Below are 24,915 nucleotides of genomic sequence, written 5' to 3'. Positions count from 1 at the left end.
GCGGACTGCGGGGTCACCGTCGGCCGCCGGGGCGCGTGGTGCCCGCGCGGGCGGCGATCGCCTCGCGGTACAGGGCGGCGGTGCCGATGGCGGCCTGCTTCCAGGTGAACCGGGACAGCACCCGGGCGCGGCCCGCGGCGCCGAGCCGGGCGCGCAGTTCCGGATCGCCGAGCAGCCGGGTGAGCGCGTCGGCCAGTGCCCCGGCGTCGGCGGGCGGGACGGCGAGGCAGGTCTCGCCGTCCGGGCCCGCGACCTCGGGGATCGCGCCGCCGGTGGTGGCGACCAGCGGCGTGCCGGTGGCCATGGCCTCGGCAGCGGGCAGCGAGAACCCCTCGTAGAGCGAGGGGACGCAGGCGATCTGCGCGCTGCGCACCAGGTCGACGAGTTCGGCGTCGCTGATGCCCTTGACGAATTCGACGGCGTCCTGGAGTCGGTGCCGCTCGATGGCCTGCGCGACCGGTCCGTCCTCGGCCCGCTTGCCGACGACCACGAGGTGCGCCCGCGGGTTCTCGGTGCGGAGCTTGGCGAGCGCCTCGACGAGGTGGACGAGGCCCTTCAGCGGGACGTCGGCGCTGGAGGTGGTGACGATCCTGCCGGGGACCTCGGCGACGGACGGATCGGGCGACCACAACTCGGTGTCCGCACCGATGTGCACCACATGGATGCGATCCTCGCGCACCCCGAGGTGGTCGACGATCTCCTGCTTGGAGGAGCCGGAGACGGTGAGCACCGACGGCAGCCGGCGCGCGACCCGCTTCTGCATGCGGGTGAAGGCGTACCAGCGGCGCACGGAGGCGCGTCGGCGACGGGTCGCGGCGGCGTCCAGGTCCAACTGCCGGTCGACCGTGATGGGGTGGTGGATCGTGGTGACGAGCGGGGCACCGAGGTCCGCCAACAGCCCGTAGCCGAGGGTCTGGTTGTCGTGGATGACGTCGAACTCGCCGCGCCGGGCCGCGAGATGGCGTCGGGCGCGGAGACTGAAGGTGAGCGGCTCCGGGAAGCCGCCGGTCCACATGGTGGCGACCTCGGCGGCGTCGATCCAGTCCCGGTACTCGCCGCGTTTCGGGGTGCGGAAGGGGTCGGGCTGGCGGTAGAGGTCCAGGCTCGGCAGCTCGGTGAGCGGGACGCCCTCGTCGAGCACCGGATAGGGCTGGGCGCCGATCACTTCGACGCTGTGGCCGAGGCGGGCGAGCTCCCGGCCGAGGTGGCGCACATAGACGCCCTGGCCGCCGCAGAAAGGATTTCCCTTGTAGGTGAGGAGTGCGATGCGCAGCGGGCGTTCGCCGGGGCTGCCCGACACGTCGCTGCCCGTGCGGGGGCCCGACTCTATGGCCTCAGCGGTCACACTCGGCCCCCTTCTCACTGCGTGTTCGCCGGAGCGTAACCGCTCACGCTAATCTAGAACAAGTTTCAGACTGGATCGTTCAATGAGCTACGAATCTACCGGCAGGTAGCGTCGGCGCAACGGCCGGACCGGGTGATTCGCGCCACGGCCCGGCACCCTGGCATGCTGTGCGCCGCCGGGAGACCGAGCGCCTCCCTCCGGTTGCGGACAGAAGCCATGGATGGGGACACATGACAGCGGAAGCCAGGCCGGCATCGCCGCCGCTGACGGAACGCCAGGAGGCCCGTCGCCGCCGCATCCTGCACGCCAGCGCCCAGCTCGCCAGCAGGGGCGGGTTCGAGGCGGTGCAGATGCGTGAGGTCGCGGAGGCCGCCGAGGTCGCCCTGGGCACGCTGTACCGCTACTTCCCCTCGAAGATCCATCTGCTGGTCGCCACCATGCAGGACCAGCTCCAGCACATGCACACGACGCTGCACAAACGCCCCCCGGCCGGGGACGACGCGGCGCAGCGGGTCGCCGACACCCTGATGCGGGCGTTCCGCGCACTGCAGCGCGAACCGCATCTGGCGGACGCGATGGTACGGGCGCTGACCTTCGCGGACCGCAGCGTCAGCCCGGAGGTGGACACCGTCTCGCGGATCACGACGTCGATCATCCTGGACGCGATGGGTCTGGAGCATCCGACGCCGGAGCAGTTGTCCGCGGTCCGAGTCATCGAGCACACCTGGCACTCCGCACTGATCACCTGGCTGTCGGGGCGGGCCTCGATCGCCCAGGTGAAGATAGACATCGAGACGGTGTGCCGGCTGATCGACGTGACGGCTCCCCCGGACGCACCCCGGCGTTCGGACGCGCCCTGACAGGTTCATCACACATCCCTCACCGTTCTGTCCGAGAGCACCACAAACCTCTCCTTAACATGGTCATGACCAGCACCGATGGAGAGGAAGACATGACTGACCAGGCAGGCAGCACGGGCGTCCCAGCGGGGGCACAGGCCCCGGGAGGGCCGGGTTACGGCGTCCAGCCCCCGCCCGGCTACGGCTACCCCGGTGGTGCCTCACTGCCCAGCGGCAAGGCGACGGCCTCGATGGTGCTCGGCATCCTCGGGCTGGTGCTGATCCCGATCATCCTGCCGATCATCGCGCTGTGCCTCGGCGTCTCGGCCCGGCGCATGGCCGACCGGGGCGAGGGCGGCGGCCGCGGCATGGCGACCGCCGGAATGGTGATGGGCATCATCGGCATCGCGTTCGCCGCACTCGGCTTCACCGCCGCCATGATCCAGGCGATCGCCGCCGTGTGACGGGCCACCGCCCGCGACACTGACGCCTCGCGGGACGCGCCGCGCCCCGGGACCGGATCCCGTCCCGGGGCGCGGCCCACGGCCCCGGCCCATGTGCGGCCCCCACATGCGCACCGCGTCAGGTGGGGTGTCCTGCACCATGTCGACGGTGGCAGGGTGTTCATACGGTTCGGCGACATCACATGAACACGCCGAGGAGCCGGTCATCATGCGTCGCAGAGCCACGGGCACCGTCCGTCGTCACAGATCCCTCTCCGCCGCCGTCGCACTGGCCTCGGCCGGCCTTCTGCTGGCCGGGTGCACCGCCGCCGGGAAGGCGGGCGAGGCCGATTCCGCGTCCGGGAAGGACGCGAAGAACCAGACCGTCAAGGTGGGCCTGGTCTACTCCCGTACGGGGCTGCTCGCGGACTACGGGAAGCAGTACCGCGACGGGTTCATGGCGGGTCTGGACCACGCGACGAAGGGCACCGGCAAGGTTGCCGGGCACCGAATCGAGGTCACCGAGCAGGACGACGCGGGCGACCCGGGCAAGGCGGTCGCCGCGGCCAAGAACCTCATCGGCAAGGGCTACAAGGTGCTGGCCGGCACCACCGATTCCGGGGTGGCCCTCCAGATGGCGCCGCTCGCCGCCCAGAACAAGGTGCTGTACATCAGCGGCCCGGCCGCCACCGACGCCGTCACCGGGATCAACGACTACACCTTCCGCTCGGGCCGACAGTCCTACCAGGACATCCTGACCGCCGGGGCGATGCTCGGCGAGGCCAAGGACAAGAAGGTCACGGTGCTGGCCCAGGACTCCACCTTCGGCCAGGCCAACGTCGCCGCCGTGAAGGCCGTCCTCGGGGCCGAGGGCGCGAAGGTGGGCTCCGTACTGGCTCCGCCCAGTGCCACGGACCTGACCCCCTTCGCCCGGCAGGTCAAGGCGGGCAGACCCGATCTGGTCTTCGTCGCCTGGGCCGGGTCCACCGCGCCGGCGCTGTGGACCGCGCTGGACCAGCAGGGCGTGCTGAGCGCGAGCAAGGTCGTCACCGGCCTCGCCGGAACGGCCTCGTACCCGGTCTTCGGGAACGCCGGTTCCAAGGTGTCCTTCCTGGCGCACTACTTCCCCGGTGCGGGCGGCGGCAACGCCGTGGAGAAGTCCATGCTCGACTCGGTCACCGAGGCGGGCGGCACCCCGGACCTGTTCACCCCCGACGGCTTCACCGCGGCGCAGATGGTCGTGCGCGCCGTGGAGGAGGGCGGCGCCACCGACTCCGCCGCCATGGTCAAGGCCCTGGAGGGCTGGACCTTCGACGGGGTGAAGGGCAAGGAGGAGATCCGTGCGCAGGACCACGCACTGGTGCAGCCGATGTTCGTCGCGAAGCTCCGGGGGAAGGGGGCCGGTGCCCGGCCGGAGCTGGTGGGCACCGAGCCGATGGACAAGGTGGCGCCGCCCGTGAAGCCCTCGGCGGGCTGACCGATGGCCGCACCGGACACCACCGCAGAGCAAGCGGCCGGGGCGCGGAGCACCGCCCCGGTGCTCCGGCTGACCGGCCTCGGCTGGGGCGTCGGCGGGGCGACGATCGTCGAGGACGTCACCCTCAGCGTCCACGAGGGCGAGTTCCTCGCCTTCATCGGCCCCAACGGGGCGGGCAAGACCTCACTGTTCAACCTGATCAGCGGGCTGACCATGGCCACGTCGGGCACGATCGAGCTGGACGGTACGGACATGACGGGCCGCCCCGCGCACGCGCGGGCGAGGCGCGGCATCGGCCGCACGTTCCAGACGTCCAGCCTCTGGCCGGGGATGACCGTGGCCGACCACGTCCGGCTCGCCGCGCAGGCCGCCGGGGGCGGTTCGTACCGGCTGTGGCGGCGCGCCCGCCCGTACACGGCCGAGGTGGCCGGTGTACTGGAGCGCACCGGCCTCGGCCACCGGGCCGCGGCCCCGGCGTCCGAGCTGTCGCACGGCGAGAAGCGGAAGCTGGAGCTGGCGGTGCTGCTGGTGGGCGAGCCGCGGCTGATGCTGCTGGACGAGCCGATGGCCGGGGTCAGCGCCGAGGAGGTCCCCGCGCTGACCGAACTCATCCGCACCCTGCACCGGGACGAGGGCCGCACCGTCCTGATGGTCGAGCACCACATGGACGTGCTGCTGGGTCTGGCCGACCGGCTCGCCGTGATGCACCACGGACGGCTGCTGGCGCTGGACACCCCCGACACCGTGACCGCCGACCCGACCGTGCAACAGGCCTACCTCGGGGAGGGGTTGTGACGACAGGGACCCTGCTCGCCGTACGGGACCTGCGGGTCCTGATCGGCGGCCGGCACATCCTGCACGGCGTGGACCTGGACGTCGCCCGGCACGGGGTGACCGCGCTCCTCGGCCGCAACGGCGCCGGCAAGACGACGACCGTGCGCGGTGTCCTCGGCCTCGTCCCGCGCACCGGCAGCGTGCTGCTGGACGGCGAGGAGACCGTGCCGATGCCCACCCACACCGTGGTGCGGCTGGGCATCGGCTACGCCCCCGAGGACCGGGGTGTCTTCGCCGGGCTGACCGTGGCGGAGAACCTGCGCCTGGCCGAGCGGCGCGGCGCGGGCGAGCCCGCCTACCCGCTCGTCCATGAGCTCTTTCCCGAACTGAAGGCACGGGAGCGGCAGTTGGCCGGGACGCTGTCCGGTGGGCAGCAGCAGATGGTGGCCATCGGGCGCACACTGCTGAACGGAAACCGGCTGATCATCGCCGATGAACCCACCAAGGGCCTGGCGCCCAAGGTGGTCACCGAGGTCGCCCAGGTGCTGGAGCGGGCCGCCGAGGCGGTGCCGGTACTGCTCGTGGAGCAGAACCTGGCCGTCGTGCGACGCCTGGCCGAGCACTGTGCGGTGCTCGCCGACGGCCGGACGGCCCATCAGGGGCCGGCCGCCGAGCTGCTGGGCGACGCGGAGGCGGCTCGCAGGCTGCTCGGCGTGGGCCACGGCCCGCTCACCGCACACACCGTGGAGGCGGATTCCTGATGTCCACCGTCGTCCTGCTCACCATGACCGGACTCGGTCTGGGTGCGCTCTACTTCCTGATCGCGTCGGGGCTCTCACTGATCTTCGGCCTGATGGACGTGCTCAACTTCGCGCACGGGGCGCTGCTCTCCCTCGGCGCGTACGGCACCTGGTGGGCGGCGTCCGGTCATCTGCCGGGCGCCGGACCGGGCGGAGCGGGTTTCGTCCTCGCGGTCCTGTTCGGTACGGCGGTGGGCACCGCCGCCGCCGTGCTGCTGGAACTCGCCGTCGTCCGCCCGCTCTACACCCGGCCGCGCGAGCAGGTGCTCGCCACGGTAGGGGTGGGGCTCGCCGTCCCCGCGCTGCTGTCGGGGATCTGGGGCTCGGACGCCCGGACCTTCCCCGGGCCGAAGGCGCTGTCCGGCACCTTCGGCCTGTTCGGCGCGCAGGTCCCGGTCAACCGGCTGGTGCTGGTCGCGGCGGCGGTCGTCGTCCTCGTGGCGCTACGGCTCTTCCTCGGCCGTACCCGGCACGGTCTGGTGGTGCGGGCCGGGGTCGAGGACCGGGCGATGGTCACCGCCCTCGGCATCGACGTGCGGCGGGCGTTCACACTCGTCTTCGCGATCGGTGGCTGCGCCGCCGCGCTCGGCGGGGCGCTGGGCGGGCTGTACTTCGGTTCGGTCGACCCCCGACAGGGCACCTCGCTGCTGATCTTCGCGTTCGTCGTCGTGGTCACCGGGGGCATGGGCTCGGTGACCGGCGCAGCCGTGGCGTCCGTCGTCATCGGCCTGGTCCAGCAGTTCGCCAACTACTACACCGCAGCGGGTCTCGGCGACCTGGCCGTCGTCGTCCTGCTCGCCGCGCTGCTGCTTCTGCGTCCGCGCGGACTGACCGGGAGGCTCGCGTGAGCACCGCCACCGAGACACACGACCGCACCGGCGACCGGCACACGGTCGTGCCGGCGCCCGGGAACACCGCCCGGCTGCTGCACCGCTGGTGGCCCGCCGCCGCCCTGCTGGTCCTCGCCGTCGCGCCGTACAGCGCACTGCCGCTGCCCGGCCTCCTGGACGGACCCCTCGGCAGCCCGGGAAGTCTGCAACTCCTGGCCACCTGCCTGCTGTTCGGCGCCCTGGCGACCGGATACGACCTGCTGCTCGGCCGCACCGGGCTGCTCTCCTTCGGGCATGCGCTCTACTTCGCCGTGGGCAGTTACGCCACCAACATGTTCCTGCTGGAGGCGGGCCTTCCGTTCGCCGTCTCCGCGCTGCTGGGCCTCTGCTCCGGGATCGTGCTCGCGCTGGTGCTGGGATCGGTGAGCCTGCGGGTCACCGGCATCGGCTTCTCCATGGTGACGCTGGCCTTCGCCCAGGCGGGCTCGATCCTGGTCTCGCGCAACCCCGGTGGCCTCACCGGCGGCGAGGAGGGGCGGGCCGCCCCCGCCGATCTGCTGCCGTCCGGGCTCGTGGGGATCGAGCACACCGCGAACCTCTACTGGGTGGCGCTCGCCTACCTCGTCCTCACCCTCGCCGTCGTCCACTGGGCGGTCCGCTCCCCCACCGGCCGCGTCTGGGAGGGCATCAGGGAGAACGAGCGCCGGGTGGAGGTGCTGGGGCTGAAGCCGTACGGATTCAAGCTGACGGCCTTCGTCCTGGCGGGTGCGCTGGCCGCACTGGGCGGACTCGTGCATCTGCTGCTCACCGGCGGCTCGACCCCGCAGACGACCACCTCCGACTTCACGCTGTCCCTGCTGGTGATGGTGGTGCTGGGCGGATCGGGCACCCGCTGGGGCCCGATGGTCGGCGGCATCCTCTACACCTGGGCCGATCACCGGCTCGGCGACCTGGCGGGGTCGGGCGCGGTCGCCGACCTGCCCGCGGTGCTGCGGGTGCCGCTCTCCCAGCCGCTGTTCCTGCTGGGTGTGCTGTTCGTGGCCGTGGTACACCTGCTGCCCGGCGGCCTGGCCCGGCTGCCCTCCCGACTGGCCGCGGCACGCCGCGGGCCCACCGCCACCGAAACGCTCCCGGCCGTGCAGGCCCGGAAGGAGAACGGACGCCCGTGATTCCGTACGAAGAGATTCAGGTCCCCGTGACCGGGGGCGAGCTGGCGGTACTGCGGTGGCCGGCCGTCGATCCGGGCGCGCCGGCCGTCGTCGCCCTGCACGGCATCACGGCCAACGCGCTGTCCTGGGGCGCGGTGGCGAGGCGGCTGGAGGGCCGCCTCACCCTGATCGCCCCGGATCTGCGCGGCCGGGCCGGGAGTTCGGCCCTGCCGGGTCCGTACGGGATCGCCGCGCACACCGATGACGCCGCCGCGCTGGCCGAGGCGCTGGGGCTGGACCGGGTGGTGCTGGCTGGCCATTCGATGGGCGCGTTCGTGGCGGCGCTGGCCGCCGTACGGCATCCGGAACGGTTCGGGCCGCTGCTGCTGGTCGACGGCGGCATCGGCTTCCCCGCCCCCACGCATCTCTCCCCGGACGAACTGATGACCGCCGTGATCGGCCCGGCCATGGACCGGCTGTCGATGACCTTCCCCGACCGGGCCGCGTACCGCTCGTTCTGGCGGGCGCACCCCGCGTTCGCGGCCGCCTGGTCGGCCGAGGTGGACGCGTACATCCAGCGGGACCTGACCGGGGACGAACCCGCCATGCGCTCGACCTGCCGGATCGAGGCGGTACGCACCGACGGCGTCGGCCTCTTCGACGAGGAGGTGCTGACGGCGGTACGGAAGCTCCCCGCCCCGGCGACGCTGCTGTGGGCGCAGCGAGGACTGATGGACGAGGAGCAGGGCCTGTACGACGAGACCCGCCTGGCGGCGGCCGGGCTCGGCGACACGGAGGTGACGCCGGTGCCCGTACGGGACGTCAACCACTACACGGTGCTGACGGGCGACACGGGCGCGGACGAGATCGCCCGCCGCCTGCTGGCCCTGGCCGGGACCCCGAGCGCGTCCGACGCCACCGCCCCGCCCGGGACCTGAGCACCCGCCCGCGAGCCCACTCGCGCAGGCCCGCCCCGAGCGGCCGGGCGGCCGCTACCGATCCCGGCCGCCCGCCAACCGGTGCAGGCGCAGTGCGAGTTGGATCTCCAGGGCCCGACCCGGCTCGTTCCAGTCCCGTCCCAGCAGCACCTGTACCCGGTCCAGGCGCTGCACCACCGTATTGACGTGCACGTGGAGTTCGTCCTTGGCGCGGATGAGACTGCCCCCGGAACCGAAATAGGCGCCGAGGGTCCGCACGAGCTGGGTGCCGCGCTGCGCGTCGTACTCCAGCAGCGGCCCCAGCGTCGCCGAGACGAATCCGTCGACGTCCTGGGCGTTGCCCAGCACCACACCCAGGAAGCCGAGTTCGTCGACGCACGCGCCTTCCCCGGTACGCCCCAGGACCCGCATGGCACGCAGGCAGCGGGCGGCCTCCCCGTACGCGGACGCCAGCTCGCGGGCGCCACGCGCCGGTCCGGTGGCGGCGACGGTGACGGGGGCCTGGATCAGCTGCCCGAGCTGGGCGGCGGCCGAGCGCGCCGCGTCACCGGCGGCCGGGGCGGGGTCGTCGCTCGCTATCAACAGCACCACGTGCCCGGCGTGTTCGGCGCTCACCCCGTGGATGTCCCCGCCGAACAGATAGCGCATCGCGGCAGGGGCCAGCCGCTCCCGGGTTCCGCCCTCGGCCACCAGCAGCAGGTGCGGACGGTCGAGGTCGATGCCGAGGCGCCGGCCGCGTTCGGCGAGTCCGGCCGGGTCGCGGTCCGCGTCGGTGAGCAGGTCGGTGATCAGCTCGCCGCGGACCCGGTTCTCGGTCTCGGCGACCGTGCGACGCAGCAGCAGAAGGAGTCCGGTGACCACCGAGGCCCGTTCGAACAGCCGCCGGTCGGAGTCGTCGAGTTGTTCGCGCCGGTGCAGGACGAGACCGGCCAGGAGTTCCTGTCCGGCGAGGACGGCACAGATCCACCGGCCGTCGCGGTGCACGGCACGGGCTCCGGTACGGGACGCCTCGGCGGTCTCGGCCAGCCATCCGGCGTCCGTGCTGTCGGCGGCGAAGTCCGCGCCGTCGGGCCGGACCGCCGCCAGGAGCCGGCCGCCCGGGTCGTGAATGGTGAGCGGGGAGTCCAGCAGCCCCGCGACCGCCTCGGCGACGTCCTTGACGTCACGGCCGCGCAGAACCAGGTCGGTCAGCCGGTCGTGGGACTCCTCGGCCCGGCGCATGGCCGCCGAGTGCGCCCGGACGGCCGCGTTCGCCTCGGCCAGCTCGGCGTTCGCCCCGGCCAGTTCGTCCAGGGCGGACCGGGTGTCGGCGAGAGCGCGGGCGGTGTCGATGGCGATGGCGGCGTGTGCGGCGAGGGAGCACAGCAGGGCGACCTCGTCCGGGCTGAAGACGCGGGGCGCGCGGTCGGCCGCGAAGAGGACGCCGATGACCTTTCCCGTACCGCCGCGGCTGGAGCCCAGGAGCAGGGGCACGCCCAGGATGGCGACGAGCCCCTCGTCCAGCACCCCGGCGTTGATGTTGCGGGTGTGGTGGAAGCGGTCGTCGGTGCGGTAGTCATGGGTCGCGTACGGGCTCGCGGTCTGTGCCACCAGACCGCCGAGCCCATGGCCGAGCTCCAGCCGCAGCCGCTGGAAGAGCACCGACACCGACCCGTCGGTGACCCGCATATAGGTGTCCCCCGCCTCCTCGTCAGGGAGGGTGAGATACGCCGTGTCCGTACCGAGCAGCATCCTGGCCCGGCGGACGATGGCCTTCAGCACCTCGTCCAGGTCGCGGGAGGCGGCGAGATCACCGGCGGTGTCGAAGAGCGCGGTGAGCTGGAGCTCGCGGCGCCGGTGCTGCCGCAGGGCGCCCCTGATGCGCAGGGCGGTGGCGGTGGCCCGCTCCACCTCCGCCAGATCGCCCGCGGGCACGCCGGCGGCCCGCGCCTGCGAGGAGACGGCGCCCAGTGCCTCGGCGGGGGCGTCGTCGGCCAGCAGTTCGAACAGGCGCCGCAGATGGGGAGCGGCGGAGGCGGACGGTTCAGACATGGGCGGCCAGCGTTCGTAGGGGGCGGGAGGTCAGTTGGCGGTCCAGCCGCCGTCCATGGAGAGCGAGGTGCCGGTGATGTGCCCGGTACGCGGTCCGCAGAGCCACAGCACGGCCTCGGCGACCTCGTCGGGTTCGATGAGCCGCTTGATCGCGCTGCGTTCCAGCATGATCCGGCCCACCACCTCCACCTCGGAGATGCCGTGCGTACGGGCCTGGTCCGCGATCTGGTTCTCGACCAGGGGGGTGCGTACGTACCCGGGGTTCACGCAGTTGCTCGTCACCCCGTGTTCCGCCGCTTCGAGCGCGACCACCTTGCTGAGTCCCTCCAGTGCGTGCTTGGCCGTCACATAGGCCGACTTGTAGGGGCTGGCCCGCAGGCCGTGCACGGACGAGATGTTGACCACGCGCCCCCAGCCGCGTTGGTACATGCCCGGCAGGGTCCGGCGCAAGATGCGGAACGGGGCTTCCACCATGACGCGCTGGATCAACGCGAAGCGGTCCGGCGGGAATTCGTGCACGGGGGCGACGTGCTGGAGCCCGGCGTTGTTGACCACGATGTCCGCGTCCGCGGGCAGCGTGTCCACCGCCTCGGGCACCGACAGATCGACCACCCACGCCGTCCCGCCGAGCGTCTCGGCCAGATCCCCGGCGGCTCGGGCGGCCTTGTCCACCACATGGACGTGGGCGCCCGCGGCGGCCAGGGCCTGTGCGCAGGCCCGCCCGATACCGCTCGCACCACCGGTCACCAGGGCGGTGCGCCCGGCGAGGGGCCGGTCTGCGGATGCCGGCGAGGAGCCGGCGGCGGGCGAGGGGACGATGAGCGGGGCGGTGTGCGCGCCTGGCCCGTGGTCCGGGCTCTGAGGAGTCTCCATGGTCGTCACCGTAAGGAGACCGAAGCCCACGTCACACGGCGCCGGTGCACACACCGACGCACTCCGGCATGGTGGCGGCGTACATGGTGCGGGCCCTCGCCGGGGGCTGTCGGCGGGCGGCGTCCAGGGCGATCGGGGCAGCGGGACCGGGGCTGTCGGTGGGCCGCGTCGAGCGCCGCCCGCTGCTCGGTGGTCGGCTCCAGGTCCACGGCGGCCAGGCTCTCGTCGGACTGCGCGACGGAGGAGGCGCCGACCAGCGGGACGAACGGGATGTCGCCGCGGCAGAGGTGCGGACATGGTGCCGGGGCCCCCGCCGAGACGTGGGCAGGGCGAGTCCGTCGCGTACCGCCGGCTCGTGCCCCGGCCCGAGGTCAGCCCGCCGCCTCCACCGCCCGTCGTGCCTCGGCCACCACTTCGGGGTCGGTGACGAAGTGGGTGTCCTGCTCGGCCGACGCGCCCCCGGCGCCGAGCGGTATCCACTTGCCGCCGCGCCGGGGCAGCGCCCTCGCCTTGGCGGAGAGGTGGACAGCGGCGACGCCGACCGCGGTCAGGGCCGGGATGTCGGCGGGACGCACGCCGCCGCCGGCCATCACCTGCACCCCGGGTGCGGCGGCGGCCATCGCGGCGATCGCCGCCAGCCCGTCGGCCGCGGCGGGAGCGCCGCCCGAGGTGAGGACCCGGGTGAGACCGAGTGAAGGCAGCAGTGCGGCGGTGGCCACCGGGTCGGCGGCCTGGTCGATGGCGCGGTGCAGGGTGATGTCCACCGGGCGGCCCGGGGCGCGGGCCGCTTCGGCGAGCCGGGCGACCGCCACGGTGTCCAGGGCGCCGTCGACGGTCAGCGCGCCGATCACCACACCGGAGGCACCGGAGGCGATGACGGACCGCACCTCGGCGGCCATGAGCGCGATCTCCTCCGCGTCATGGACGAAGTCGCCCGGCCGGCACCTGACCAGCACCTGCACCGGGAGCCCTTCCGCGGCGACCGCCTCCACCAGGGCTGCCGACGGGGTCAGGCCGCCCAGCTCCAGGGCGGCGCAGAGTTCGACCCGGTCGGCGCCGTGCTCCCGGGCGGTCCGGGCGCCGGCCGGTGAGGTGACGGCGATCTCCAGGGCGGGGCGCGCGGTCACTCGTCGTCCCCGGTCAGCGGCTGGTCGGAGGCGGAGATGATGCGGGCCGACAGATCCGGGTCGGCCATCTCGCGGTCGAAGGGGAACATCGGGCGGCGGATGCGGTGGTGGCCCAGGCGCACCAGGTCCTGGTCCACACCACCGGGGGTGAGCGCCATCTTCCACCCGACCGACATGTCGAAGAGTTCGGGCTCCAGGTAGCCGATCTTCACGATCACGATGTCGGCCCCGCGCGGGTCGAGGTCCAGGTCGGTGAAGTCGTGCTCGTGGTGGTAGGGCTTGCGCAGCTCGGTGAGGATCGCGTACACGCTGCCGACCCGGATGACGACCTCGGTCCGGGCGTCGCGGTCGCCGTGCCGGATGGCGTGCACCGTACCGGTCAGGGTGACCGGGCCCGCGTGCCGGTCGTCCACCTCGGCGCCGGCGGTGACCGTGACGGTGGCGCCGACACCCGCGGCGACGGCGGTCTCGACCGCGGCCGGTCCCGGCACCGAGGCGTAGACGACGGTCGGGCCGTCGTCCTTCTGGAACTCCGGGCGGGCCAGCAGCCGGGTCAGGCCCCAGGTCACGTCACCGGCGCCCCCGGCGGTCGGGTTGTCCCCGGTGTCGCTGATGAAGTACGGGCGCTGGTCGGAGCCCAGGGCCTCGTCCAGGATGCCGTCGAAGGTGCCGGTCGGGGCGACGAAGTCGAAGTCGCCGCGGGCCTTCCAGAAGCCCTGGGCCAGGCGCTCGGCACCGGCCGACACGGCGGCCCGGTCGGTGCCGGTCACCACCACCACGGCGCGGTTGCGCGGTTCGTCGGCCCAGGCGTAGCCGACCCATATCGCGGCGTCGATCACGCCGTCCGTGGCCTCGACCTCGTCCACGGCGGCGTACACGCTCCTGGCCGGCTCGATCCGGGTGGAGGTCTGCTCGCCGGCCAGCAGCACCGGCACCGGCACCCAGGCCTTGACCGGGCGGGGCGCGCCGGAGACCAGCAGGTCCACCAGATTGCGGACGGCCCGCTCCTTGGTCTCCATGTGGTCCTCGTGCGGGGCCATCCGGTAGCAGGTGATCAGGTCGCTGCCGTGGGCGAGTTCGCGGGAAACATTGCCGTGCAGGTCCATCGAGGTGGAGATGATCACGTCGGGGCCGACGGTGGCGCGGATGCGCTCCAGCAGCACCGCCTCGGCGTCGTCGACGCCCTCCACGGTCATCGCGCCGTGGATGTCGTACCAGAGGCCGTCCGGCCGGGGCAGCGCGGCGAGCCGTTCGATCAGCTCGTCGGTCAGCTCGGCCCAGGCGGCGGCGGTGACGGTGCCGCCCGGCAGCGACTTGCCGACCAGGGCGCCGTGCCAGTCGGCCGCCTCGCGCAGTTCCTCACCGGGAGCCAGGAAGGGGTAGCGGTCCAGCACTTCGGCGCCGCGCGAGGGGTGGAAGGCGGCGGCCCGGGTGCGAGCGGGGGAGAAGGTGGACGACTCGATGCCGAGTCCGGCGATGGCTATGACCGGGCGGGCTGCGGCGGTGCGGGATTGCGACATGGCTCCTCGTAGGGGTGGGGCGTCAGACGTGACGGGGCGCTGGGGTGCGGAACCGGTCGGCGGCGCCGACCTCGCTCAGGGCGCGGGCCAGGGCGCGCTGCAGGGCGAACTGCCCGGCGCCGACCAGTCCGGCGTCGGCGCCGAGGCCGGCCCGCTCGATGGTGAGGTGTTCGGTGACGAGCGGGTGGCAGCTCTCGTAGAGCTGGCTGCGCACGGCGGCGACGAACGGTTCCAGGGTGGAGAGGATGCCGCCGAGGTAGACGGCGTCCGGATTGAAGAAGTTGACGTTGGCGGCGAGCACTTGGCCGAGGTAGTCGCCGGCCCTGCGGACCGCGCGGGTGGCCTCCGGGTCGGCGTCCATGGCCAGCCGGGCCACGTCCTCGGGGCTGCTGACGTCGGCCCCGCGCTCGCGCAGGATGCGGACCAGGGCGGCGCCGGACGCCACGGTTTCCAGGCAGCCGGTGTTGCCGCAGGAGCAGGGGGTGTCGGCGCCGGCGTCGATCCGGATGTGGGTGATGTCACCGGCCGCGCCGGTGCCGCCCCGGTAGAGGCGTCCGTCGACGATGACTCCGGCGCCGATCGCGGAGCCGATCTTCACCATGATCGTCTGCCGGTGCTCGGCAGGCCGTACGGTGTGCTCGCCGACCGCCATGCAATTGGCGTCGTTGTCCACGGCGGCCGGGACGCCGAAGCGTTCCTCCAGCCAGGCGGTGACCGGGAAACGGTTCCAGCCCGGCATCCGCGACGGCAGGACGACCGACCCCGACGCGATGTCCACCGGCCCGGGCAGCGAGAGCCCGACCCCGCGCAGCCGGCCACGTCCACGCTGCTCGGCCAGCGCCTCCAGGGTCTCGGCGAGCCGGGGCAGAGCCGCCTCGGGGCCGTCGGCGATCACGAAGGGGACGGTCGAGACATCGGTCAGACCGCCGCCGGGCAGCACCACACCGATCCGGGCGTGCCGACTGCCGAGGTCGGCGGCGACCGCGAACTCGTCGTTGCTTCCCAGTCTCAGCACTTTGCGGGGGCGCCCGCCGGTGGAGGACTGGGTGCCCTCCTCGGCGATCAGCCCGCGCTCCACCAAATGGGCCACGGTGAGAGAGATGGTGGAGGCGGCAGCCCCCAGCAGTCCGGCGAGTTCGGCGCGTGACGACGCCTGGCCCGATGCGACGAGTTCCAGGACCCGCGCGGCGAGGGCTGGAGTGCCTTTTGCGGCCCTGCGGTCCCATGCACTTATTTCAGTCATGTACGAAGTAACTTCCGCAACGATGGGTGTGGCGAAGACAATACGCCCGCGCTCGGCGCGGGGGAACAGCTTCGTGAAGGAAGTAGGCCCTACCTGAAACCCATTCAATCCACCCAAATACCCCCAATGGAGAGGAGTGATCGAGGCGAGAGGGCTTTTGCCAGAGGTGCAGTAACTTACTTTTTACTAATTCTTGTTTGTTTCTTCGGCATGTCCGGCGTTAGCTGTCGTGAACGCAGTGCCGGTCCCGGACATACGGGTCCTTTCACTCTGAGGAGAGTCATGTTCCTTGCTCACACGGCGAACAGCCGCCGCTGGGCCCTTGTCGCGGGCGCCGCTGTCACCGCGGGTGCTCTGCTGACCGGTTGTTCCGGGGGCGGCACTTCATCGTCGTCCGGCTCCGGCTCGTCGGACACCATCAACTACGCGCTGCCGGCCAACTTCACGCCGAACTGGATCCTCCCGGTCGGCACCGCCGCGCACCTGAACACCAACAACTCCTCCATATCCCAGTCCCTCTGGGAGCCGCTGATCGCGTACGACGGCTCCGCCGGCAAGGTGGGCTGGAACAAGGACAACTCGCTCGCCACCGCCGCAGACTTCGCCAAGGACAGCAAGAGCGTCACGATCACGCTCGGCGACCGGCACTGGAGCGACGGCAAGCAGATCACCTCCCGCGACGTGGAGTTCTGGTTCAACCTGGTCAAGGCCAACAAGGCCGACTGGGCCAGTTACAGCCCGGGCAAGGCGCCGGACAACTGGACCTCGCTGAAGATCGTCGACGACACGCACTTCACCATCACCTTCGACCAGGCGTACAACCAGCAGTGGATGCTCGGCAACGAGTTGAGCATGATCCGCCCGATGCCGCAGCACGTCTGGGACAAGACCAGCGACTCGGGCACCGTGTCGGACCTCGACCGCACCCCCGCGGGCGCCAAGCAGGTCTGGACGTACCTGAACGACGTCGCCAAGAAGATCTCCGGCTACGCCACCGACCCGCTCTGGAAGACGGTCAGCGGCCCGTACACCATCAAGTCGTTCTCCACGGCCGGCAAAGTCCAGCTGACGGCCAACGCCAAGTACGACGGCGGCGGCAAGGCCAACATCAAGACCGTGAACCTGCTGCCGTTCACCACCACGGACGCCGAGGAGAACGCGCTCCGGGCAGGCACGGTCGACTACGGCTACATCAACGCCACCAACCTCAGCCAGGAGTCGTCCTTCACCGCCAAGGGCTACACGGTGAAGCCGTGGTCCGGCTGGGCCATCACGTACATGCCCTACAACTTCAACAACCCGGCCATGGGCGCGGTGTTCAAGCAGCTCTACGCCCGCCAGGCGATCCAGATGTCGGTGGATCAGACCACCCTCTCCAAGGTCGTCTTCAACGGCACCGCGGTCCCCACCTACGGCCCGATCCCGCAGGGCCAGAGCTCGTCCTTCGTCTCGTCGGAGCAGGAGAACAACCCGTACCCGTTCTCCACCTCCAAGGCGAAGCAGCTGCTGACCGACCACGGCTGGAGCGAGCAGAACGGCACCATGGTGTGCACCGCGCCGGGCACCGGCGACAACCAGTGCGGCGCCGGCGTGGACAAGGGCACCAAGTTCCGGATGCAGGTGCTCTCGCAGTCCGGTTCGACCGTGACCGACAACATGATGAGCGCCCTGCAGTCGTCGTTCGCCAAGACCGGCATCGACTTCACCATCAAGACCGCCCCGGTCAACTCGGTCCTCTCGCAGGCCGGTCAGTGCAAGGCCGACCAGGCCGGCTGCAAGTGGCAGCTGTCGTTCTTCGGCACCGCGGGCAGCTGGTACTTCCCGGCCTACCCGAGCGGTGACTCGCTCTTCGCCACCGGCGGCGGCTCCAACTTCGGCAGCTACTCCAACTCCGCCGTGGACAAGCTGGTCACCCAGACCACCACCTCCTCCTCCGACGAGGCGGTGCAGAAGTACAGCGCGGCCCTGGCCAAGGACCTCCCGGTCATCTGGCTGCCGGAGCCGGACTACCAGGTCTCCGTGGTCAAGAAGGGCCTGGGCGGCTTCGCCCAAGACTCGCTCGCCAACTTCCACCCCGCCATGTGGAAGTGGACGACCAAGTGAGCCCGGCCGGTGACCCCGCGTACCACTGAGCCGAAGCGACCGGAAAACACATGAGCACTTCCTCGTACCTGATCAGGCGAGTCCTCCAAGCCGTCGTGGTGATCGTCATCGTGACGATCGTGGTCTTCGGTCTGCTGCACGCCCTGCCCGGGGGTCCCGCTCGCGGGATCCTCGGTCCGCAGGCCACGGCGCAGCAGATCACGTCCTTCAACCACGAGCAGGGCCTCGACAAGCCACTTCCCGTGCAGTACTTCTACTACCTGAACCAGCTGCTGCACGGCGACCTCGGAACCTCGTACACCCTCAATGAGCCGGTCTCCCAGCTCATCACCGAGCGGCTGGCCAAGACCCTGCTCCTGACCGCCCTGTCGGCGTTTCTCGGCCTCGTGCTGGCCATCCCACTGGGCATGTGGCAGGCCGTCCGGCGCAACAAGCCGGTCGACTACGTCATCACCACGCTGAGCTTCATCGCCTACTCCACGCCCGTGTACTTCCTCGGGCTGATCCTGGTGCTGGTGTTCAGTCAGGCGCTGCCGTGGTTCCCGTCCCAGGCCCCGCAGGGGGACACGCTCGCCCAGGTGTTCTCCGAACCGCAGGCGCTGGTGCTGCCCGTCGTCGCCGGTGCCGCCTCGATGATCGCGGTGTTCAGCCGCTACATGCGGGCGGCCACCCTGGAGAACCTCTCCGAGGACTACGTCAGGACGGCGCGGGCCGGCGGTTCCCGCTCCCGCGCCATCCTGTGGCGGCATGTGTTCCGCAACTCGCTGACGCCGGTGGTCGCCATGCTCGGCTACTACGTGCCGGTGCTGTTCGGCGGCGCCCTGGTGGTCGAGCAGCTCTTCAACTACCCCGGTATGGGGCTGCTCTTCTGGACCGCCGCGCAGTCCTCCGACTACCCGGTGCTACTGGGCTGCGTGCTGGTCATCGCGACCGCCACGGTGGTCGGCACGCTGCTCGCCGACATCGTCCAGCGGATCATCGACCCCCGAGTGAAGGCAGGCCGGGCATGAGCGCCGTCATCCAGCCGGGCCAGGTGCCCGGCACGGCCACCGCCGTCGCCACGGCGTCCGGCTCCCGCCTCGCCGTCCGGCGCTTCCTGCGCAACCGGCTCGCCGTGGTCGGGCTCGGCGTCGTGGTCTTCTTCATCCTGTTCTGTTTCGCCGGTCCGCTGGTGTACTCCACCGACCAGACCCACACGATGCTCCAGCAGGTCAACCTCGCCCCCAGCGGTTCGCACTGGCTCGGCACCGACGCGGTCGGCCACGACGAGCTGGGCCGGCTGATGTACGGCGGCAAGGTGTCGCTGATCGTCGGCCTCGCCGCAGGCATCCTGGCCACCGTGATCGGCACCCTGTGGGGCGCCGTCGCCGGCTACGCGGGCGGCTGGGTCGACGCGGTCATGATGCGGATCGTGGACGCGGGGATCGCCATCCCGGCGCTCTTCATCCTGCTGGTGGTTTCTGCCATCACCACCCCGGGCCTGACCGGGCTGATCGTCATCCTGGGCTTCGTCTCCTGGCTGGTGCCGTCCCGGCTGATCAGGGCTGAAACGCTCTCCCTGAAGAACCGTGACTACGTCCTGACCCTGCGAGCCATCGGCGGGACGCACGCCCGGGCGATCACCCGGCACATCCTGCCGAACTCGGTCTCGACCATCATCGTCGCGGCCACCTTCCAGATCGCCGACGCCATCCTGCTGGTCGCCTACGTCTCCTACCTGGGCCTGGGCGTCCAGCCGCCGGCCACCGACTGGGGCGGCATGCTCTCGGCCGGTCTCACCGCCGCCTACTCCGGCTACTGGTGGCTCATCCTGCCGCCGGGCCTGGCCATCATCCTGGTGGTGTGGGCGTTCAACGCGATCGGGGACGGACTCCGCGACGCATTCGATGTGAGGGGACGCGGATGACCGCCACCCAGGGCTCCGCCGCCCCGCCGGCCGGGCCGATTCTCGAACTCGACGACCTCGGTGTCGTCTTCACCACCGAGACCGGCGAGGTGCCGGCCGTCCGGGGTGTCTCCCTGCACGTCCGCCCCGGCGAGACGCTCGCCCTGGTCGGCGAGTCGGGTTCCGGCAAGTCCACCATCGCGCTGGCCGCGATGGGCCTGCTGGCCGGCAACGCCCGTGCCACCGGCAGCGCCACCATCGCCGGCAACCAGGTGGTCGGTGCCCGCGAGGCCGACCTGGCGGCACTGCGCGGCCGGACCGTCTCCATGGTGTTCCAGGAGCCGGCCACCGCGCTCGACCCGCTGACCCGGATCGGCAGGCAGATCGCCGAGGTGATCCGCAACCACCGCAAGGTGTCCGCCAAGGAGGCCGCCACCGAAGCCGTCGAACTCCTTCGCAAGGTCGGCATCCCCGAGCCGGAGAGGCGGGCCACCGCCTACCCCTTCCAGCTCTCCGGCGGACAGCGCCAGCGGGTGGTCATCGCCATGGCCATCGCCAACGAACCGGCCCTGCTGATCGCCGACGAGCCGACCACCGCGCTGGACGTCACGGTGCAGGCCGAGATCCTCGACCTGCTGCGCCGGCTCGCCGTCGAGACCGGCACCGGTGTCCTGCTGGTCACCCACAACATGGGCGTGGTCGCGGACTTCGCCGACCGGGTCGCCGTGATGTACCACGGCGAGATCGTGGAGACCGGGCCGGTCGAGGACGTACTGCTCCGTCCGTCCCACGAGTACACCGAGCGGCTGCTGGCCGCGGTGCCGCGGCTGTCGGTCGCCGAGGCGGGCCGGCCGGCCACGCCGGCCGCCGCCGCCCGCCCGGACACCGAGCCGGTGGTCGAACTCCACGACATCTCCGTGGTGTTCGGCCGTGGCAAGGGCGCCGTGCGCGCCCTCGACGGGGTCTCGCTCGCCGTCCACGCCGGGGAGACCCTGGGCCTGGTGGGCGAGTCGGGCTCCGGAAAGTCCACCGCATCCCGGGTCGCGCTCGGTCTGATCCCGCCGAGTTCCGGCACCGTCTCGCTGTTCGGCACCGACCTCGGCCGCACCCGGTCCCGCGCCCGCCGGGCGCTGCGGGCCGGTATCGGCGTGGTCCTCCAGGACCCTGTGGCCTCGCTGGACGCCCGGATGACGGTCGGCGAATGCGTCGCCGAGCCGCTCAGGGTGCACCGCCGCGAGCTCTCCGCCAAGGACCGCCAGAGCAAGGTCGCCGACGTCCTCGACCGGGTCCGGCTGCCGCGTGAACTCGCCCGGCGCGCACCCCGGGAGCTGTCCGGCGGTCAGCGCCAGCGGGTCAGCCTGGCCCGCGCCCTGGTCCTGGAGCCCCGGCTGCTGGTCGCCGACGAGCCCACCAGCGCGCTCGACGTGAGTGTGCAGGAGGCGGTGCTCGAAGTGATCTCCGAGCTCCAGCACGAGCTGGGCTTCGCCTGTCTCTTCGTCTCCCACGACCTGGCCGTCGTACAGCACTTCGCGCAGCGCGTCGTGGTGATGCGGGCCGGCCGGATCGAGGAGCAGGGCCCCACCGGGGCAACCCTGCTGCACCCGGAGACCGACTACACCCGTCGGCTGCTGGCCGCCGTGCCGGTGCCCGACCCGGTGATCCAGCGCGGCCGCAGAGCCGAACGTCTGGCCACCCTCGCGGCCGGCCGGACGGAGGCGCAGGTATGAGCTTTTGTGACCGTACGCTCTTCGCCGGAGTGGACATCGGCGGCACCACGACCCAGGTGGTGGTCTGCGCCGAGGACCTGACCGTACTGGACCGCGCGGAGGTGGCGACCCCGGCGGCCGACGGCGGCCGGGCCATGATCGGCGCGGCCCTGGCCGCGCTGGCCCCGCTGCTGAAGCGCACCCCCGGCCGGCTCGCCGGCTGCGGGGTCGGCGCGGCCGGCGTGGTGGACTCCGCCACCGGCCGCATCCTGGTGGCCAGCGACTCCTTCACCGACTGGGCCGGCTTCGCGGTGACGGACGCCGTCGAGGAGGCACTGGGCGTCCCGGCGTTCCTGGACAACGACGTCAACGCCTTCCTCTACGGGGAGGTGTCCGCCGGCGCCGTGCGCGGCGAGTCGGACGTCCTCGGGATGACGCTGGGCACCGGGGTCGGCGGCGCGCTGTGGACCGGCGGCGCGCTGTTCGCCGGGCCGCACGGCGCGGCCGGCGAGATCGGGCACATCCCCGGCTTCGGTGATCTGCTCTGCACGTGCGGCGGCCGGGGCCATCTGGAGACCCTGGCCTCCGGCCGTTCCATCGGCGCCCGTTACGCGGACCGCACCGGCCGCCGGCTGACCGCCCGCGAGGTCGCACAGGCCGCCGGCCGCGGTGACAGGGACGCCCTCGCGGTGTACCGGGCCGCCGGTGCCGGGATCGCCCGGGCGATCGTGATGACAGCGGGCGTCGTGGACATCACCACGGTGGTGGTCGGCGGCGGGGTCAGCCACGCCTGGCCCTTGCTGAACCCCCTCATCCTCGCGTCGCTGGCCACCGACCCGCCGGTCAGCGGCCACCCTGTCCGGCTGGTCAGGGCCGCCCTGGGGGCCGACGCCGTACCGGTCGGCGCCGCGGCACGGGTGCGACAGGAACTCGCGACGAGGGTCGAAGTCTGAGGAGGCCGGAGCCCGCGTCACACTGGGTCGGTGCACACGCCGTCGTACCTCGGCATGATGGCGACGTACATGGTGCGGGCCCTCACCGGGGCCGTCGGTCGGTCGCGTCCGGGGCGATCGGGGCACCGGGACCTGGGCTGTCGGTCGGCCGCGTCCGGGGCGATCGGGGCTTCCTGGGCTGTCAGTGGACCGCGTCCAGCCCCGCCCGCTGCTCCGCGGTCAGCTCCAGGTCCACTGCGGCCAGGCTCTCGTCCAGCTGCGCGACCGAGGAGGCCCCGACCAGCGGGACGAACGGGATGTCGCCACCGATGAGCCAGGCCAGGACCACCTGGTTGACGGTCGCCCCGGTCTCCTCGGCCACCGCCCGCAGTGCCGCCTGCCGGACGGGGGTGCCCGGGTGGTCGAACTCCGGGCCCAGCGGCTTGTCCGCGCGGACGTAGGCCCCGGCCAGCAGCGGGGAGTAGGCCACCGGCACGAGTGAGGGCTCGGCCCGCAGATAGCTGAGCAGGTCCCCGCCCGCCACGCCCTCCTGGCCGTCGGGGGAACGCAGGCTCGGCGCGTCCGTGCGCCGACGCAGATAAGTGTGGTGGTACTGGAGGACGTCGTACCCCGGCAGCCCGGCGTCCGCCGCGATCCTGCGGGCGCGTTCCACCTGCCACGCCCAGTGGTTGCTCACCCCGAGCAGGCCGACGGTGCCTTCGGTGACCAGTTCCGCGAAGGCCTCGACGGTCTCCGTCATCGGCACGCTCCGGTCCTGGACGTGTGCGTACAGCAGGTCCAGCTTGTCCACGCCGAGGTGCTCCCGGCTGCGCTCCGCGGACTCCCGTATCACCTCGGCCGAGAGTCCTTCGAGGCCTTGGGAGAAGTCGGTGGCGGGGACGTTCGGCCGGGCCCCGAGCTTGGTGGCGATGACGATCTCGTCCCCGACACCGCGGCTGCGGCGCCAGCGGCCGAGCAGCTGCTCGCTCTCCCCGCCCCGGGTGCCGTTGATCCAGAACGCGTAGTTGTCGGACGTGTCGATGAAGGTTCCGCCGGCCTCGGCGTACCGGTCGAGGATCGCGAAGGACGTCGCCTCGTCGGTGCGTGTGCCCATCAGCATCGCGCCGAGGCTGAGCACACTCACCTCCCGGCGGGTGGCGGGGTCCGTGCCGATGGTGCGGTAGCGCATGCGGGGTCCCTTCCCAACTGCCCGTACCTGTGCGGGCGTCGACGGGAGTCTGCATGTTGGAGCGCACTCCATGTCAACGAGCGCAAGAGCGGCGCCGCACACTGCCACGCGCGGGGAGTGTCCGCCGGGCCCATGGGCGCGCCGGACGGCGGCTCATAGCGTCCGCCCCGCACCCGCCCGCATCGGACGGCCCGCACCGTCCGAACCTCACACAGGGAGGCACCCGTGCGCCCATCGACCCTGCGACGCCTGCTCCGGCGCGTCGCGACCACGGCCGCCCTCGTCCTTGTCACGGCGACGCCGAGCACCGTCGCAGCCGTACAGCCGGCCGCTGCCGCCGGCGGTCTGCAGCAGGTCACCGGCTTCGGCTCGAACCCCGGCAACCTCCGGATGTACGAGTACGCCCCGGCGAATCTGTCCGCGAACGCGCCGCTGGTGATCGCCCTGCACGGCTGCACACAGACCGCCGACGACTACTACACGAACTCGGGCTGGCCGAAGTACGCCGATCTGTGGGGCTTCGCCGTGGTCTTCCCGCAGACCACGTCCGCCAACAACGCACTGTCCTGCTTCGGCTGGTTCGACCCGGCCGAGGACACCAGGGGCAGGGGCGAGGCCGCCTCGATCGTGCAGATGGTCGAGTACGCGAAGCAGCGTCACGGCTCGGATGCCCGCCGGGTGTACGTCACCGGCCTCTCGGCGGGCGGCGGGATGACGGCCGACCTGCTGGCGGCGTACCCGGACGTGTTCGCGGGCGGCTCCGTGGCCTCGGGCCTGCCCGCCCAGTGCGCGACGAGCCAGTCGGCCGCGTCCGGCTGCCAGACGGGCCCGCAGAAGCTGACGCCCGCGCAGTGGGGCGACAAGGTACGCGGCTCCTACCCCGGCTACTCGGGCCCCTGGCCCCGCGTGGCGATCTGGCAGGGCACCTCCGACTACACCGTGTACCCCGCCAACGCCACGGCCCTGCGCGACCAGTGGACGGACGTCTGGGGCATCGGCCAGACCCCGTCGTCCACGGACTCGCTCCCCGGGAACACGACGCGCAGCGTCTACGACGACGCCTCCGGAAGGCCCGCCGTGGTGACGTACTCCGTCTCCGGCATGGGCCACGGCCTGGCGGTGGGTCCGGGCTCGGGCACCGACCAGTGCGGTACGACCGCCGCGTACTTCCTGAGTGCCATCTGCTCGACGTACCACACCGGCGTCTTCTGGGGCCTGGACCAGGCCGCACCCGGCGGTGGCGAACAGCTCCCCGCCCCGTCCGGCCTCCAGGTCGCGTCCGTCACCGCGAACAGCGCCTCGCTGTCCTGGAACGCGGTCCCGGGCGCGGCCTCCTACACGGTCCACCGCGACGGCACAAAGGTCGCCTCCCCCGCCTCCACGACGTACACGGACACGGGGCTCACCGCCGGTACCGCCTACCGGTACACCGTGACGGCGGTCGACGGATCGGGCACGTCCGGTACCGCCTCACCGCCGGTGACGGCGACCACCACCGGCTCCGCACCCGCGCGCTGCTTCACCGCGACGAACTACGCGCAGGTGGCGGCGGGGAGGGCGCACACCACGGGCGGGTACGTGTACGCCAACGGCTCGGGCGAGAACATGGGCCTGTACAACGTCTTCGTCACGCACACGCTGAAGGAGTCGCCGGCAGGGTATTTCGTGGTCGCGGACAGTGGCTGCACGGCCGGTTGAGCCGGGTCCGCGAT

21 protein-coding genes and 1 pseudogene are annotated in these 24,915 nt (G+C 72.1%); 14 read left to right on the top strand and 8 right to left on the bottom strand.

Going from position 1 to position 24,915, the window contains the following annotated elements; genetic code table 11:
- Positions 1-13: 13 nt before the first annotated feature.
- The gene (locus tag ACF1B9_RS00830) at positions 14-1,345 is read right to left on the bottom strand and encodes a glycosyltransferase family 4 protein (protein WP_391742077.1); all 1,332 of its coding nucleotides are present in this window, start codon (positions 1,343-1,345) and stop codon (positions 14-16) included.
- Between the two features lie 230 nt (positions 1,346-1,575).
- On the opposite strand from ACF1B9_RS00830, the gene ACF1B9_RS00825 reads away from it, so the two are divergent.
- The 8 genes from ACF1B9_RS00825 (at position 1,576) to ACF1B9_RS00790 (ending at position 8,594) form a co-directional block, all read left to right on the top strand.
- On the top strand, positions 1,576-2,205 hold the full coding sequence (locus ACF1B9_RS00825) for a TetR family transcriptional regulator (protein WP_391742079.1): 630 nt from the start codon (positions 1,576-1,578) through the stop codon (positions 2,203-2,205).
- Positions 2,206-2,297: 92 nt separating this feature from the next.
- The gene (locus ACF1B9_RS00820) at positions 2,298-2,648 is read left to right on the top strand and encodes a DUF4190 domain-containing protein (protein ID WP_391742081.1); all 351 of its coding nucleotides are present in this window, start codon (positions 2,298-2,300) and stop codon (positions 2,646-2,648) included.
- 208 nt (positions 2,649-2,856) lie between these two features.
- Positions 2,857-4,104, top strand: coding sequence for a substrate-binding domain-containing protein (locus ACF1B9_RS00815; protein WP_391742083.1), 1,248 nt, complete (start codon positions 2,857-2,859; stop codon positions 4,102-4,104).
- A gap of 3 nt (positions 4,105-4,107) precedes the next feature.
- Positions 4,108-4,899, top strand: a complete 792-nt coding sequence (locus tag ACF1B9_RS00810) for an ABC transporter ATP-binding protein (RefSeq protein WP_391742084.1) — start codon at positions 4,108-4,110, stop codon at positions 4,897-4,899.
- Positions 4,896-5,639 carry an ABC transporter ATP-binding protein gene (locus ACF1B9_RS00805; protein ID WP_391742085.1) on the top strand — a complete coding sequence of 248 codons (744 nt, stop codon included), beginning with the start codon at positions 4,896-4,898 and terminating at the stop codon, positions 5,637-5,639. The genes ACF1B9_RS00810 and ACF1B9_RS00805 overlap by 4 nt, the downstream gene beginning before the upstream one ends.
- Positions 5,639-6,526 carry a branched-chain amino acid ABC transporter permease gene (locus tag ACF1B9_RS00800; RefSeq protein ID WP_391742086.1) on the top strand — a complete coding sequence of 296 codons (888 nt, stop codon included), beginning with the start codon at positions 5,639-5,641 and terminating at the stop codon, positions 6,524-6,526. Before ACF1B9_RS00805 ends, ACF1B9_RS00800 begins: the two co-directional genes overlap by 1 nt.
- Positions 6,523-7,677 (top strand): branched-chain amino acid ABC transporter permease, encoded by a 1,155-nt coding sequence (locus tag ACF1B9_RS00795; protein ID WP_391742087.1) that lies wholly within the window; start codon positions 6,523-6,525, stop codon positions 7,675-7,677. The genes ACF1B9_RS00800 and ACF1B9_RS00795 overlap by 4 nt, the downstream gene beginning before the upstream one ends.
- Complete coding sequence (locus tag ACF1B9_RS00790) at positions 7,674-8,594, top strand: alpha/beta fold hydrolase (protein WP_391742088.1); 921 nt, start codon at positions 7,674-7,676, stop codon at positions 8,592-8,594. Before ACF1B9_RS00795 ends, ACF1B9_RS00790 begins: the two co-directional genes overlap by 4 nt.
- A 54-nt stretch (positions 8,595-8,648) precedes the next feature.
- Here the strand turns inward: ACF1B9_RS00790 and ACF1B9_RS00785 are convergent, their stop codons facing one another.
- The 6 genes and pseudogenes from ACF1B9_RS00785 to ACF1B9_RS00760 all read right to left on the bottom strand — a co-directional run bounded on the left by ACF1B9_RS00785 (position 8,649) and on the right by ACF1B9_RS00760 (position 15,388).
- Positions 8,649-10,625 (bottom strand): helix-turn-helix domain-containing protein, encoded by a 1,977-nt coding sequence (locus ACF1B9_RS00785; protein ID WP_391742090.1) that lies wholly within the window; start codon positions 10,623-10,625, stop codon positions 8,649-8,651.
- 30 nt (positions 10,626-10,655) lie between these two features.
- A complete protein-coding gene (locus ACF1B9_RS00780) occupies positions 10,656-11,498 on the bottom strand; it encodes a 3-hydroxybutyrate dehydrogenase (protein WP_391742091.1) in 843 nt (280 codons plus the stop codon).
- 158 nt (positions 11,499-11,656) lie between these two features.
- Positions 11,657-11,767 (bottom strand): annotated as a pseudogene (locus ACF1B9_RS00775) (aldo/keto reductase); the annotation flags it as partial.
- 102 nt (positions 11,768-11,869) lie between these two features.
- Positions 11,870-12,625 (bottom strand): copper homeostasis protein CutC, encoded by a 756-nt coding sequence (locus tag ACF1B9_RS00770; RefSeq protein WP_391742093.1) that lies wholly within the window; start codon positions 12,623-12,625, stop codon positions 11,870-11,872.
- On the bottom strand, positions 12,622-14,145 hold the full coding sequence (locus tag ACF1B9_RS00765) for a M81 family metallopeptidase (RefSeq protein ID WP_391742096.1): 1,524 nt from the start codon (positions 14,143-14,145) through the stop codon (positions 12,622-12,624). Before ACF1B9_RS00765 ends, ACF1B9_RS00770 begins: the two co-directional genes overlap by 4 nt.
- 22 nt (positions 14,146-14,167) lie before the next feature.
- Positions 14,168-15,388, bottom strand: a complete 1,221-nt coding sequence (locus ACF1B9_RS00760) for an ROK family protein (protein WP_391742098.1) — start codon at positions 15,386-15,388, stop codon at positions 14,168-14,170.
- A gap of 282 nt (positions 15,389-15,670) precedes the next feature.
- Here ACF1B9_RS00760 and ACF1B9_RS00755 point away from each other — a divergent pair, with 282 nt between their 5' ends.
- From ACF1B9_RS00755 to ACF1B9_RS00735, 5 genes are read left to right on the top strand one after another with little or no spacing between them, the layout of a single operon-like run.
- On the top strand, positions 15,671-17,491 hold the full coding sequence (locus tag ACF1B9_RS00755) for a peptide ABC transporter substrate-binding protein (RefSeq protein ID WP_391742100.1): 1,821 nt from the start codon (positions 15,671-15,673) through the stop codon (positions 17,489-17,491).
- Between the two features lie 50 nt (positions 17,492-17,541).
- Entirely contained in the window at positions 17,542-18,501 is a 960-nt protein-coding gene (locus tag ACF1B9_RS00750) for an ABC transporter permease (RefSeq protein WP_391742102.1), read from the top strand.
- Positions 18,498-19,397 carry an ABC transporter permease gene (locus ACF1B9_RS00745; protein WP_391742103.1) on the top strand — a complete coding sequence of 300 codons (900 nt, stop codon included), beginning with the start codon at positions 18,498-18,500 and terminating at the stop codon, positions 19,395-19,397. Before ACF1B9_RS00750 ends, ACF1B9_RS00745 begins: the two co-directional genes overlap by 4 nt.
- Complete coding sequence (locus tag ACF1B9_RS00740; RefSeq protein ID WP_391742105.1) at positions 19,394-21,103, top strand: dipeptide ABC transporter ATP-binding protein; 1,710 nt, start codon at positions 19,394-19,396, stop codon at positions 21,101-21,103. The genes ACF1B9_RS00745 and ACF1B9_RS00740 overlap by 4 nt, the downstream gene beginning before the upstream one ends.
- The gene (locus tag ACF1B9_RS00735; RefSeq protein ID WP_391742106.1) at positions 21,100-22,035 is read left to right on the top strand and encodes an ROK family protein; all 936 of its coding nucleotides are present in this window, start codon (positions 21,100-21,102) and stop codon (positions 22,033-22,035) included. Before ACF1B9_RS00740 ends, ACF1B9_RS00735 begins: the two co-directional genes overlap by 4 nt.
- Positions 22,036-22,216: 181 nt before the next feature.
- On the opposite strand, the gene ACF1B9_RS00730 is transcribed toward ACF1B9_RS00735, so the two are convergent.
- The gene (locus tag ACF1B9_RS00730) at positions 22,217-23,203 is read right to left on the bottom strand and encodes an aldo/keto reductase (RefSeq protein ID WP_391742107.1); all 987 of its coding nucleotides are present in this window, start codon (positions 23,201-23,203) and stop codon (positions 22,217-22,219) included.
- Positions 23,204-23,428: 225 nt separating this feature from the next.
- Here ACF1B9_RS00730 and ACF1B9_RS00725 point away from each other — a divergent pair, with 225 nt between their 5' ends.
- Complete coding sequence (locus ACF1B9_RS00725; protein WP_391742108.1) at positions 23,429-24,901, top strand: PHB depolymerase family esterase; 1,473 nt, start codon at positions 23,429-23,431, stop codon at positions 24,899-24,901.
- Positions 24,902-24,915 lie beyond the last annotated feature (14 nt).

The organism is Streptomyces sp. NPDC014727 (assembly GCF_043083485.1).
Taxonomy (GTDB): Bacteria; Actinomycetota; Actinomycetes; order Streptomycetales; family Streptomycetaceae; genus Streptomyces.
Note: the sequence above shows the minus strand (reverse complement) of the source record. Positions and strands in the feature narration are given on the sequence as shown.

What these genes read in the sequence shown, in the direction of transcription:
- ACF1B9_RS00745 (WP_391742103.1), top strand. Translation starts at nt 18,498, where the DNA reads ATGAGCGCCGTCATCCAGCCGGGCCAGGTGCCCGGCACGGCCACCGCC.
- ACF1B9_RS00765 (WP_391742096.1), bottom strand. Translation starts at nt 14,145, where the DNA reads ATGTCGCAATCCCGCACCGCCGCAGCCCGCCCGGTCATAGCCATCGCC.
- ACF1B9_RS00825 (WP_391742079.1), top strand. Translation starts at nt 1,576, where the DNA reads ATGACAGCGGAAGCCAGGCCGGCATCGCCGCCGCTGACGGAACGCCAG.
- ACF1B9_RS00740 (WP_391742105.1), top strand. Translation starts at nt 19,394, where the DNA reads ATGACCGCCACCCAGGGCTCCGCCGCCCCGCCGGCCGGGCCGATTCTC.
- ACF1B9_RS00785 (WP_391742090.1), bottom strand. Translation starts at nt 10,625, where the DNA reads ATGTCTGAACCGTCCGCCTCCGCCGCTCCCCATCTGCGGCGCCTGTTC.
- ACF1B9_RS00735 (WP_391742106.1), top strand. Translation starts at nt 21,100, where the DNA reads ATGAGCTTTTGTGACCGTACGCTCTTCGCCGGAGTGGACATCGGCGGC.
- ACF1B9_RS00810 (WP_391742084.1), top strand. Translation starts at nt 4,108, where the DNA reads ATGGCCGCACCGGACACCACCGCAGAGCAAGCGGCCGGGGCGCGGAGC.
- ACF1B9_RS00755 (WP_391742100.1), top strand. Translation starts at nt 15,671, where the DNA reads ATGTTCCTTGCTCACACGGCGAACAGCCGCCGCTGGGCCCTTGTCGCG.
- ACF1B9_RS00800 (WP_391742086.1), top strand. Translation starts at nt 5,639, where the DNA reads ATGTCCACCGTCGTCCTGCTCACCATGACCGGACTCGGTCTGGGTGCG.
- ACF1B9_RS00760 (WP_391742098.1), bottom strand. Translation starts at nt 15,388, where the DNA reads ATGACTGAAATAAGTGCATGGGACCGCAGGGCCGCAAAAGGCACTCCA.
- ACF1B9_RS00730 (WP_391742107.1), bottom strand. Translation starts at nt 23,203, where the DNA reads ATGCGCTACCGCACCATCGGCACGGACCCCGCCACCCGCCGGGAGGTG.
- ACF1B9_RS00750 (WP_391742102.1), top strand. Translation starts at nt 17,542, where the DNA reads ATGAGCACTTCCTCGTACCTGATCAGGCGAGTCCTCCAAGCCGTCGTG.
- ACF1B9_RS00815 (WP_391742083.1), top strand. Translation starts at nt 2,857, where the DNA reads ATGCGTCGCAGAGCCACGGGCACCGTCCGTCGTCACAGATCCCTCTCC.
- ACF1B9_RS00820 (WP_391742081.1), top strand. Translation starts at nt 2,298, where the DNA reads ATGACTGACCAGGCAGGCAGCACGGGCGTCCCAGCGGGGGCACAGGCC.
- ACF1B9_RS00780 (WP_391742091.1), bottom strand. Translation starts at nt 11,498, where the DNA reads ATGGAGACTCCTCAGAGCCCGGACCACGGGCCAGGCGCGCACACCGCC.